The organism is Bacillus sp. VA15 (assembly GCF_055721145.1).
Map to the genome: position 1 here is coordinate 590279 of NZ_JBVQPQ010000001.1, position 12324 is coordinate 602602.

Sequence of the window (12324 nt, forward strand, 5' to 3'; positions counted from 1 at the left end):
GGAATAAATAGGTGTGCAAATTTTTTCATGCAAAGGGGTAGCGGGATGCAAAAGGTACTGATTGTAGGTGCCGGCAAAAGGGGAACGGCGTTATTACACATTCTGATCAAAACAGCCATCATAGAGATCATTGCCGTGGTTGACAAAGACCCCGAGGCGCCGGGATTGATAGAAGCAGAACAGTATGGGATTGCCGTTTCATCTGATTGGAAACCTTACATACAACAAAAACCGGATATCGTCATTCATACCACCGGCGATCAAGCCGTGTTTGACAAACTCCTTCAGGAAAAGCATGAAGAGACAATTGTTATGCCAGGGAAAATGGCGTACATCGTTTTTCAGCTGATGGAAGAAAAGCAGCACCTGATTCAAATGCTAAAAGAGCAAACATATAAACACGATCGAATTTTTAATTCTACCCATGACGGGATGATTTTTATTGATATCAATGAAGAAATCATTCTCTTTAACCATATGGCCGAAAAGATGGTCGGGAAAAAACGCGAGGAAGTCATCGGGCGCCCGATCAAAGAAGTCATTCCGAGCACAAAGATGCCGCGGATTTTAAAAACGAGAGAGCCTGAATACAACCAAAAGCAGCTTTTAGGTGAGAATCAAATCGTGACTACCAGACTGCCGATCATTGATGAAGGCGGCCGTTTGCTCGGAGCGCTCTGTGTATTCAAGGATATAACGGATGCCGTTGAGCTGGCGGAGGAAGTGACGAATCTCAAACAGGTGCGCACGATGCTGGAGGCGATTATTCAATCCTCCGACGAGGCAATTTCTGTCGTTGATGAAAACGGCATCGGACTCTTGATCAATAAAGCGTATACGAAAATGACGGGGCTTTCTGAAAAAGAAGTCATCGGCAAGCCTGCAAACACTGATATCTCTGAAGGTGAAAGCATGCATTTAAAGGTGCTTGAAACAAGACGGCCTGTCCGCGGTGTCAGAATGAAGGTCGGCCCGAATGAAAAAGAGGTCATCGTAAATGTAGCGCCGGTCATTGTAGACGGGATTTTGAAAGGCAGCGTCGGTGTGATTCACGATGTGTCCGAAATTAAAATGTTGACAGCGGAGCTTAACCGCGCAAGGCAAATCATTCGGACGCTTGAAGCGAAATACACTTTTGACGACATTATCGGCAAAAGCGAGCAAATGCTGGTTGCGCTTGAACAGGCGAAGCTCGGGGCGAAAACGCCGGCAACGATTTTGCTACGCGGGGAATCGGGAACAGGAAAAGAACTGTTCGCCCATGCCATCCATAACGAAAGCGACCGGAAATACAATAAATTTATTCGCGTGAATTGTGCAGCCCTTTCTGAAAACCTGCTTGAATCAGAATTGTTCGGCTATGAGGATGGTGCGTTTTCAGGAGCGAAGCGCGGAGGTAAAAAGGGCTTATTCGAAGAAGCCAATAATGGCAGCATTTTCTTAGATGAAATCGGCGAGCTGACACAAAATATGCAGGCGAAATTGCTCCGCGTCCTTCAAGAGAAGGAAATCGTCAGAGTGGGCGGCACAAAAGCGATCCCTGTCAATGTCAGAGTGATCGCGGCGACAAATGTAAATATCGAAAAGGCGATGGCGGATGGAACATTCCGCGAAGACCTGTATTACCGGATTAACCGCTATCCGATCTCTATTCCGCCTTTGCGGCAGCGGCTGGAGGACATTGAGGCACTCAGCGTCCGGCTTATCCAAAAGATCAACCGGGATTACGGCAGGAATGTAAAGGGGCTCTCGCAGCAAGCTTTGCGTGCCTTATCCGCATACCATTGGCCTGGGAATGTCCGCGAACTGGAAAATGTCCTTGGACGAGCCATGATTTTTCTGAATCCGCATATGGAATGGATTGAAAAAGATCACTTGCCTGTATTCGAACTTGTGCAAAAAGAAAGTGACACAGAACAAGGTGCAGGGTTTGATTTTCCGGATATTAAAGGCGAAAAGCTGTCTGTCGCAGTAGAAAAATTTGAAGCGCATTTGATCCAGCAAACGCTCGAAAAGCATCATTTTAACCGGACAAAAACAGCGAAAGCCCTCGGTGTCAGCATTCGGAATTTATATTACAAAATGGATAAATACGGCCTTGCAAATGAAGGCATGCAATAATTTGCAGAATGAACGCAAACATCTGCACGAATTTTTCAATACATCCGTTATGACAGCATGGCGAGGAGCTGGCATGGAACTTGCATAATAAAAGGCGGAGTCGAAACAAGAGAGGTGGTAACAGATGAAGCTGAAAGATTTGATCGGCAAAGCATCGATGTACAAAAACAAGACCATTGCGGTTGCCCATGCTGAGGATGAGGAAGTGATCCGGGCTGTAAAGCTGGCAGCCGAGCACCTATCCGCCCGTTTTTTGTTAGTGGGCGACAGCAAGAAACTAAACGATCTGACATCATCTATGCAAGGGCATCATGTGGAAATCGTTCATGCCGATTCGCCTGAGGAATCGGCAAAATTAGCAGTTCGTGCTGTGCATCACAAAACAGCGGACGTTTTAATGAAAGGGAATGTGCCGACTTCTGTTTTGCTTAAAGCGGTGTTGAACAGACAGGAGGGGCTTCGGTCATCCAGTGTCCTTTCCCACGTGGCTGTGTTTGATATACCGGACTTTGACAGATTGATGTTTGTGACAGATTCGGCTATGAATATTGCCCCTTCGCTGGAAGAGCTTCGGCAGATTTTGCAAAACGCCGTTCATGTGGCTCATGCAGTAGGGAACAATATGCCAAAAGCAGCTGCTTTGGCAGCGGTCGAAACGGTGAACCCGAAAATGGAAGCGACAGTGAATGCTGCTGCTCTTGCTCAAATGTGCAAAAGAGGCCAGATCAAAGGCTGCATTGTTGATGGACCGCTTGCTTTGGATAACGCAGTATCACAAATTGCTGCAGCCCAGAAAAAGATTTCGGGAAATGTAGCGGGCAACGCTGATATCCTTCTCGTCCCAACAATTGAGGCCGGCAATATTTTATATAAATCACTAATTTATTTTGCGAAGGCCAGCGTGGCGGCTGTGATTACGGGAGCAAAAGCGCCGATTGCCTTAACGAGCAGAGCGGATTCCGCTGAAAATAAACTGTATTCTATTGCGCTGGCGATATGCGCATCTGAAGAATACACACACTAGGAGGAACGAACATGGAACTTTTTAAATATATGGAGAAATACGATTACGAACAATTGGTATTCTGCCAAGATGAACAATCAGGCTTAAAAGCGATTATCGCAATTCATGATACAACGCTTGGTCCGGCGCTTGGCGGAACGAGAATGTGGACATATGAAAATGAAGAAGCGGCAATTGAAGACGCGCTCAGACTGGCAAGAGGCATGACCTATAAAAACGCGGCAGCAGGCTTAAACCTTGGCGGCGGAAAAACAGTGATAATCGGCGATCCGCGCAAAGATAAAAATGAAGAAATGTTCCGCGCGTTTGGCCGCTATATTCAAGGACTGAACGGCAGATACATTACAGCTGAAGATGTAGGCACAACGGTTGAGGATATGGACATTATTCATGATGAAACAGATTATGTGACAGGGATTTCTCCTGCTTTCGGCTCTTCTGGAAATCCTTCTCCAGTTACAGCGTACGGGGTGTACAGAGGAATGAAAGCAGCCGCTAAAGCTGCTTTCGGAACCGACTCTCTTGAAGGGAAAACCATTGCTGTACAGGGTGTAGGGAACGTAGCCTACAATCTATGCCGCCACCTGCATGAAGAAGGGGCAAACTTAATCGTTACGGATATCAACAAACAGTCAGTACAGCGCGCAGTTGAAGATTTTAGCGCCCGTGCGGTTGATCCGGAAGAGATTTATTCACAAGACTGCGATATTTATGCGCCGTGTGCCCTTGGTGCGACAATCAACGACGACACCATTAAACAGCTGAAGGCGAAAGTCATCGCGGGTGCGGCTAACAACCAATTAAAAGAAACACGCCATGGCGATCAAATTCACGAAATGGGCATCGTTTACGCACCGGATTATGTCATTAACGCTGGCGGCGTCATCAACGTGGCAGATGAGCTTTACGGCTATAATGCAGAACGCGCATTGAAGAAAGTTGAAGGCATTTACGGCAATATTGAGCGTGTACTTGAAATTTCTCAGCGTGACGGCATTCCGACGTATTTAGCGGCTGACCGCTTGGCAGAGGAACGGATTGAACGCATGCGCCGCTCAAGAAGCCAGTTTTTGCAAAACGGTCACAGTGTATTAAGCAGACGTTAAGAAATTGATCTGGAGGTTATGAAAGTGCTACATGATGAAAAACGCATTCTCACAATTAATCCAGGCTCAACTTCAACGAAAATCGGTGTTTTTCATAACGAACGAAGCATTTTTGAAAAAACATTGAGACACAACATAGAAGAGCTGCAGCGATTTGACTATATTATTGATCAGTATGAATTTCGTAAAAACCATATTCTCGAAACGCTTCATGAACAGGGAATCAATATCTCAAAGTTTGATGCAGTCTGCGCCAGAGGCGGCCTTCTCCGGCCGATTGAAGGCGGAACTTACGAAGTGAACGATGACATGATTGAGGACTTGAAAAGCGGCTATGCCGGCCAGCATGCTTCTAATCTCGGCGGTATTATCGCGCGAGAAATCGCTGACGGTCTGAATATCCCTTCGTATATCGTCGATCCTGTTGTCGTAGACGAAATGTCAGTGCTCGCAAAAATTTCAGGTATGCCCGAAATTGAACGGAAAAGTATTTTCCATGCGTTAAACCAAAAAGCTGTCGCCCGTAAGGCGGCAGCCTCTCTCGGCAAACGATATGAGAACATGAAAATGATTGTTACCCATATGGGCGGCGGGATTACAATTGGCGTCCATGACCACGGGCGAGTGGTAGATGTCAATAACGGCCTTCACGGAGAGGGGCCATTCAGTCCTGAACGTGCAGGAACAGTGCCTGCGGGAGATCTTGTGAATTTATGTTTTTCAGGACAGTATACAAAAGAAGAAATCATGAAAAAACTGGTGGGCACCGGCGGGCTTTTCGGCTATCTCGGTACGAATGACGCAGTAAAAGTGGAACAGATGATTCAGGGGGGCGATGAAAAAGCCCGTTTCATTTTTGATGCCATGGCGTATCAGGTAGCAAAGGAAATCGGGGCAGCCAGCGCTGCATTAAAAGGCGAAGTTGAAGCGATTGTGCTGACGGGAGGACTTGCGTACGGCAAAAGCTTTGTTTCCAATATCAGATCATACATAGATTGGATTTCAGACGTTTTAGTCTATCCGGGAGAAAATGAACTGCAGTCTCTGGCCCAAGGGGCGCTCAGGGTATTGCTGGGCGAAGAGCAATCCAAACAATATCGTATTGAATAGACAGACTAGGAGTGAGTCACCATGGCAACTGAGTATGACGTAGTCATTCTGGGCGGCGGTACCGGCGGTTATGTTGCGGCCATCAGAGCCGCTCAGCTCGGCTTAAAAACAGCCGTTGTGGAAAAGGAAAAACTCGGGGGGACATGTCTGCATAAAGGCTGTATCCCGAGTAAAGCGCTGCTTAGAAGCGCGGAGGTATACCGGACAGCTCGTGAAGCCGATCAATTCGGAGTGGAAACGGCTGGCGTGTCCCTCAACTTTGAAAAAGTGCAGCAGCGTAAGCAAGCTGTTGTGGATAAGCTTGCAGCCGGTGTGAATCATTTAATGAAAAAAGGAAAAATCGACGTGTACGACGGATATGGCCGTATCCTCGGACCGTCAATCTTCTCCCCGCTGCCGGGAACGATTTCTGTTGAACGGGGAAATGGCGAAGAAAATGACATGCTAATCCCGAAACAAGTCATTATTGCAACAGGATCAAGACCAAGAATGCTTCCGGGTCTTGAAGCGGACGGCAAGCATGTATTGACTTCGGATGAGGCTCTCCAAATGGAGGAGCTGCCAAAATCGATCATCATCGTCGGCGGAGGCGTTATTGGTATCGAATGGGCGTCTATGCTTCATGATTTTGGCGTGAAGGTAACGGTTATTGAATACGCGGACCGCATATTGCCGACTGAGGATCAAGACATTTCAAAAGAAATGGAAAGTCTGCTTAAGAAAAAAGGCATTCAGTTCGTTACAGGGGCAAAAGTGCTGCCTGACACAATGACAAAAACGTCAGACGACATCAGTATACAAGCGGAAAAAGACGGAGAAACCATTACTTACTCTGCTGAAAAAATGCTAGTTTCCATCGGCAGACAGGCAAATATCGAAGGCATCGGCATAGAAAACACCGATATTGTCACTGAAAAAGGCGTCATTTCAGTCAATGAAAGCTGTCAAACGAAGGAATCTCATATTTATGCAATCGGAGACGTAATCGGTGGCCTTCAGTTAGCTCACGTTGCATCGCATGAAGGAATCATTGCCGTTGAGCATTTTGCAGGTCTCAATCCGCATTCGCTTGATCCAACGCTTGTACCGAAGTGCATCTACTCTAGTCCTGAAGCTGCCAGTGTCGGCTTAACAGAAGATGAAGCAAAGGCGAATGGGCACAATGTCAAGATCGGCAAGTTCCCATTTATGGCAATAGGAAAAGCGCTTGTATACGGAGATAGCGACGGATTTGTAAAAATCGTGGCGGATCGTGACACGGATGATATCCTCGGCGTGCATATGATCGGCCCTCATGTCACAGACATGATTTCAGAAGCGGGGCTTGCCAAAGTACTGGACGCGACGCCGTGGGAGGTCGGACAAACGATTCATCCGCATCCGACGCTTTCTGAAGCGATTGGAGAAGCAGCGCTTGCCGCAGACGGCAAAGCCATTCATTTTTAAAAGCACAAAGGAGGGGCTTGAATGAGTACAAACCGACATCAAGCACTAGGGCTGACTGATCAGGAAGCCGTTGATATGTATAGAACCATGCTATTAGCAAGAAAAATCGATGAAAGAATGTGGCTGTTAAACCGCTCTGGCAAAATCCCGTTCGTGATCTCTTGTCAAGGACAGGAAGCAGCGCAAGTAGGGGCGGCTTTTGCTCTTGACCGTGAAATGGATTATGTACTGCCGTACTACAGAGACATGGGCGTCGTGCTGGCATTTGGCATGACAGCAAAGGATTTAATGATGTCCGGGTTTGCCAAAGCTGCAGATCCAAACTCAGGAGGCCGTCAGATGCCGGGGCATTTCGGACAAAAGAAAAACCGCATCGTGACAGGATCGTCTCCAGTAACAACGCAAGTTCCGCACGCAGTCGGCATTGCGCTGGCGGGACGTATGGAGAAAAAGGATATCGCAGCCTTTGTTACTTTTGGTGAAGGCTCTTCAAACCAAGGCGATTTCCATGAAGGAGCAAACTTTGCCGCTGTCCATAAGCTCCCGGTGATTTTCATGTGTGAAAACAACAAATACGCAATCTCAGTGCCTTACGATAAGCAAGTCGCATGTGAGAACATTTCCGACCGTGCCGTAGGCTATGGAATGCCTGGCGTAACTGTGAATGGAAATGATCCGCTGGAGGTTTATCAAGCGGTGAAAGAAGCGCGTGAACGCGCGCGCAGAGGAGAAGGCCCGACATTAATTGAAACGATTTCTTACCGCCTGACACCGCATTCCAGTGATGACGATGACAGCAGCTACAGAGGCCGTGAAGAAGTAGAGGAAGCGAAAAAAAGTGATCCTCTGCTTACTTATCAAGCTTACTTAAAGGAAGCAGGCCTGCTGTCCGAAGAGACAGAACAAACCATGCTGGATGAAATCATGGCAATCATAAACGAGGCGACAGATGAAGCGGAGAACGCTCCTTATGCAGCTCCTGAGTCAGCGCTCGATTATGTGTATGCGAAGTAGGGAGGAAGTACAAATGTCAGTAATGTCATATATTGATGCGATCAATTTGGCAATGAAAGAAGAAATGGAACGAGATTCACGTGTCTTCGTTCTTGGGGAAGATGTAGGAAAAAAAGGCGGTGTATTTAAAGCCACAGCCGGCCTGTACGAACAATTTGGAGAAGAGCGTGTTATGGATACGCCGCTTGCTGAATCAGCGATCGCCGGTGTCGGTATCGGAGCGGCTATGTACGGCATGAGACCGATTGCCGAAATGCAGTTTGCTGATTTTATTATGCCAGCAATTAACCAGATTATTTCTGAGGCAGCTAAAATCCGCTATCGCAGCAATAATGACTGGAGCTGCCCGATCGTTGTCAGAGCCCCTTATGGTGGCGGCGTGCACGGAGCGCTTTATCATTCTCAATCAGTCGAAGCGATTTTCGCCAATCAGCCCGGACTGAAAATTGTGATGCCTTCAACGCCATATGACGCGAAAGGCCTCTTAAAAGCCGCAGTTCGTGATGAAGATCCGGTGCTGTTTTTTGAGCACAAGCGCGCGTATCGCCTGATAAAAGGAGAGGTTCCGGCAGATGATTATGTCCTGCCAATCGGCAAGGCTGATGTAAAACGGGAAGGCGACGATATCACAGTGATTACATACGGCCTGTGTGTCCACTTCGCGTTACAGGCTGCAGAACGTCTCGAAAAAGATGGCATTTCAGTGCATGTGGTGGATTTAAGAACGGTTTATCCGCTCGATCAAGAAGCAATCATCGAAGCCGCATCAAAAACCGGTAAGGTCCTTTTGGTTACAGAGGATACAAAAGAAGGCAGCATCATGAGTGAAGTGGCCGCGATTATATCCGAGCATTGTCTGTTCGACTTAGACGCGCCGATCAAACGGCTTGCAGGTCCTGATATTCCGGCTATGCCTTATGCGCCGACAATGGAAAAATACTTTATGGTCAACCCTGATAAAGTGGAAGCGGCGATGAGAGAATTAGCGGAGTTTTAAAGACGTAAGGAGGATACAATCATGGCAATTGAACAAATGACGATGCCGCAGCTTGGAGAAAGCGTGACAGAGGGGACGATCAGCAAATGGCTTGTCGCCCCCGGTGATAAAGTGAACAAATACGATCCGATCGCGGAAGTCATGACAGATAAGGTGAATGCAGAGGTTCCGTCTTCTTTTACAGGTACGATAACAGAGCTTGTGGGTGAAGAAGGCCAGACCCTGCAAGTCGGGGAAATCATTTGCAAAATCGAAACAGAAGGCGCCAATCCGGCTGAACAAAAACAAGAGCAGCCGGAGGCGTCAGCAGCAGCTGAGACACCTGCACCTGCCGCAGAAAACCGCGCCGAAGAAGCCAGTCAGCCCAATAAAAAGCGCTACTCGCCAGCTGTACTTCGTTTGGCCGGAGAGCACGGCATTGATCTTGATCAAGTGACAGGCACAGGTGCCGGCGGCCGCATTACGCGAAAAGATATTCAGCGCATCATTGAAACAGGCGGCGTGAAAGAACGACCTGAGGAGCATAAAACAGCAGCTCCTGCGCCTGCGTCTTCACCAAAACCAGAGACGAAGAAGGAAGAGATTTCATATCCTGCGTCTACAGCCGGGGATAAAGAAATCCCTGTCACAGGCGTAAGAAAAGCAATTGCTTCCAATATGAAACGAAGCAAAACAGAAATTCCACATGCTTGGACGATGATGGAAGTTGACGTCACAAACATGGTCGCATACCGCAACAGCATAAAAGATTCCTTCAAGAAAACAGAAGGCTTTAATTTAACCTTTTTCGCCTTTTTCGTCAAAGCGGTCGCTCAGGCGTTAAAAGAATTCCCGCAAATGAATAGCATGTGGGCGGGCGATAAAATCATTCAGAAAAAGGATATCAATATTTCAATCGCAGTTGCGACAGAGGATTCTTTATTTGTTCCGGTGATTAAAAACGCTGATGAAAAAACAATTAAAGGCATTGCGAGAGAAATTACTGATCTTGCCAAAAAAGTTAGAGACGGAAAACTCTCAGCAGATGATATGCAGGGGGGAACGTTTACCGTCAACAACACGGGTTCGTTCGGATCTGTTCAGTCGATGGGCATCATCAACTACCCTCAGGCTGCGATTCTTCAAGTGGAATCCATTGTCAAACGCCCGGTTGTCATGGATCATGGCATGATTGCTGTCAGAGATATGGTCAATCTGTGCCTGTCCTTGGATCACAGAGTGCTTGACGGCCTTGTGTGCGGACGATTCCTCGGACGCGTGAAACAAATTTTAGAATCGATTGACGAGAAAACATCTGTTTACTAATAAGCAAAAAGAGCATTTTTTGAAACATAACTTCAAAAAATGCTCTTTTTCTATGCAGCATTATTCAGCGATTCGGATTTTCATTTCGACCCGATATTCTTCTTGTTTTTTGGGTGAGTAATGAATCGGTATAATTAACTCGTAAACATCACTGGCAACTGTTAATTGGTGGTCTGCGATATACTTGATAAGCTTCTGTAAGTTGAGAAAATAATGCTCAGGTGAAAAATTATACGCGATACAAACATATCTGCCCTTAGGAATCGTTATGATTTCCATATCCGGCGTAATGGCAGAAATTTGTTTATTCGTCAATACAGGCGTAAAGATATGACGGTAAGTCATTTCATCAATGCTGGTGTACGGCTGAAATGAAAAAGTGGCACCGTAGCTATTGTTCGTAAATCCATCTGCTGATTCGATAAAATTTTTTAATTTGCTGTAGGAGGCGTTGAGCACGTTTTCAGGCCCGATTCCCTCTGCCTCTGTCTGAATGATGCGTGTTTCTTCTTCATCTAAAACAAACACCTCGCCGAGCGCAGGGTATTCCATCTGCCGTTTCATCCGTTTTTTCACCAGTGAAATGGTTTCTTCCAATGCTGATAAAAAGTCCAATTTCTCCCTGATTTGCTTCTCTTGCTCTGTATAAAAAGCAAATAGTTCTCCCATTTCTAAGTCCTGTGCCTTTTTCATCTCTTCTAAAGGTGTGCCGATATATTTCAATGATTTGATCAAATCCAGATGAATGAGCTGAGAATCTGTATAATAGCGGTAGTTGGTATCCGGGTCGACGTAGGCGGGTTTAAATAAATCAATTTTATCGTAATAACGGAGCGCTTTAATCGACACGTTTGCCAGTTTTGAAACTTCTCCAATTGAGTAATACGATTCTTTCATGCCACCACTCCTTCTATGATCAGTATAATGAAAAAGCGCATACTTTGCAGTACACAAAGAATGCGCTTTTTATTATGTGCTGGCTTTGAGATGTGCAGGCGCTTTCCAAGCAATGGTCAGCGCAATGCCTATGGCTAAAGCTGCCGTTGCAAAGTAGAATGGGTAGTTTACATCAATATCGAACAGCATTCCGCCGATAATAGGCCCGAATACATTGCCGATACTTGTAAACATTGAATTCATACCGCCGGCGAACCCCTGTTCATTTCCCGCAATCTTTGACAGATAAGTCGTTACCGCAGGCCGCATGAGATCAAATCCGACAAATACGGTGACTGTAACTAGCAGAATCGCAACATAAGAATTCACGAATGTCATTAAGAATACCAGGCTCGTCGAGAGAATTAAGCTATACCGAATTAAATGGATTTCGCCAAACCACCTTGTAAAGCGGTCGAATAAGACGACTTGCGTAATAGCGCCAACAATCGCTCCTCCTGTAATCATAATAGCAATGTCGCTGGCCGTAAATCCGAATTTATGGTCAACGAATAACGCAAATAAAGATTCAAATGACGCTAAACCAAAAGACGAAATCAGGATAATGAGAAAAGCAATGAAATACATGGGTGCAAAAATTCGTTTGAAGCCTGTCTTCTGCCCTTTTATGTCCTGATTTTCAGGATTTCGTTCCGGCTCGCGCAGCGTGAGCATTGATAAAATGGCTGCCAGTAAGGCAAAGGCTGCCGCAAAGAAAAAAGGCAAACGGGAATAGATTTCCGCTAAAAACCCCCCGATGCCAGGACCGATAATAAAGCCTGTTGAAATAGCGGCTGACATATAACCTAGCGCTTTCGGCCGCGTTTTAATGGTCGTGATGTCCGCGATAAAAGCCGTGACCCCAGGCATAATAAAGGCAGCGCTGACACCGCCAAGCATACGGGAGATAAATAAAACCTCAACTGTTTTTCCGATGCCGAATAAAAACTCCGAAACACTAAAGAACAACAGGCCGATCACGATCATAATTTTACGTCCGAAGCGGTCAACCCATCGTCCGCCTATTGGTGAAATAATGAGCTGTGTAACAGCGAAGCAGGCAACCATATAGCCGACCGCGGTACCCGATAAATGCAACTCATTCATAATGGTAGGTGTTACCGGAATCACAAGTCCGATCCCCAAAAACGCAATAAATAAATTGGTTAATAATATTGTTAAGGTGATATTTTGTTTCTCCATGTAACTTCCCCTTTTTCGAAAGTGTATCCCTTATACTCTAATGCCTCCTCTTAGAGGAGAGT

The 12324-nt window shown here is 46.3% G+C and carries 10 protein-coding genes; 8 read left to right on the forward strand and 2 right to left on the reverse strand.

Annotated features, from left to right (window positions below):
• The first annotated feature begins 45 nt into the window (after positions 1-45).
• The 8 genes from AC0DBE_RS03185 (at position 46) to AC0DBE_RS03220 (ending at position 10123) form a co-directional block, all read left to right on the forward strand.
• Positions 46-2121 carry a sigma-54 interaction domain-containing protein gene (locus AC0DBE_RS03185; protein WP_014114331.1) on the forward strand — a complete coding sequence of 692 codons (2076 nt, stop codon included), beginning with the start codon at positions 46-48 and terminating at the stop codon, positions 2119-2121.
• A gap of 124 nt (positions 2122-2245) precedes the next feature.
• Positions 2246-3145: a phosphate butyryltransferase gene (gene yqiS / locus AC0DBE_RS03190; protein ID WP_014114330.1), complete on the forward strand. Its 900-nt coding sequence runs from the start codon at positions 2246-2248 to the stop codon at positions 3143-3145.
• Between the two features lie 11 nt (positions 3146-3156).
• Positions 3157-4251 carry a branched-chain amino acid dehydrogenase gene (bcd, locus tag AC0DBE_RS03195; RefSeq protein ID WP_072182032.1) on the forward strand — a complete coding sequence of 365 codons (1095 nt, stop codon included), beginning with the start codon at positions 3157-3159 and terminating at the stop codon, positions 4249-4251.
• Between the two features lie 18 nt (positions 4252-4269).
• Positions 4270-5361 carry a butyrate kinase gene (gene buk / locus AC0DBE_RS03200; RefSeq protein WP_014114329.1) on the forward strand — a complete coding sequence of 364 codons (1092 nt, stop codon included), beginning with the start codon at positions 4270-4272 and terminating at the stop codon, positions 5359-5361.
• 21 nt (positions 5362-5382) lie between these two features.
• A complete protein-coding gene (gene lpdA / locus AC0DBE_RS03205) occupies positions 5383-6807 on the forward strand; it encodes a dihydrolipoyl dehydrogenase (protein ID WP_061186904.1) in 1425 nt (474 codons plus the stop codon).
• 21 nt (positions 6808-6828) lie between these two features.
• A complete protein-coding gene (bfmBAA, locus tag AC0DBE_RS03210; protein WP_014114327.1) occupies positions 6829-7821 on the forward strand; it encodes a 3-methyl-2-oxobutanoate dehydrogenase subunit alpha in 993 nt (330 codons plus the stop codon).
• Between the two features lie 13 nt (positions 7822-7834).
• Positions 7835-8818: a 3-methyl-2-oxobutanoate dehydrogenase subunit beta gene (gene bfmBAB / locus AC0DBE_RS03215; RefSeq protein WP_061186905.1), complete on the forward strand. Its 984-nt coding sequence runs from the start codon at positions 7835-7837 to the stop codon at positions 8816-8818.
• Positions 8819-8839: 21 nt separating this feature from the next.
• Positions 8840-10123: a dihydrolipoamide acetyltransferase family protein gene (locus tag AC0DBE_RS03220; protein WP_072182031.1), complete on the forward strand. Its 1284-nt coding sequence runs from the start codon at positions 8840-8842 to the stop codon at positions 10121-10123.
• Between the two features lie 60 nt (positions 10124-10183).
• Here AC0DBE_RS03220 and bmrR read toward each other — a convergent pair whose 3' ends face one another.
• Together bmrR and bmr are read right to left on the reverse strand one after the other, a co-directional pair.
• A complete protein-coding gene (bmrR, locus tag AC0DBE_RS03225) occupies positions 10184-11020 on the reverse strand; it encodes a multidrug efflux transcriptional regulator BmrR (RefSeq protein WP_061186907.1) in 837 nt (278 codons plus the stop codon).
• Positions 11021-11092: 72 nt separating this feature from the next.
• Complete coding sequence (gene bmr, locus AC0DBE_RS03230; RefSeq protein WP_014114323.1) at positions 11093-12262, reverse strand: multidrug efflux MFS transporter Bmr; 1170 nt, start codon at positions 12260-12262, stop codon at positions 11093-11095.
• Between the last annotated feature and the right edge of the window lie 62 nt (positions 12263-12324).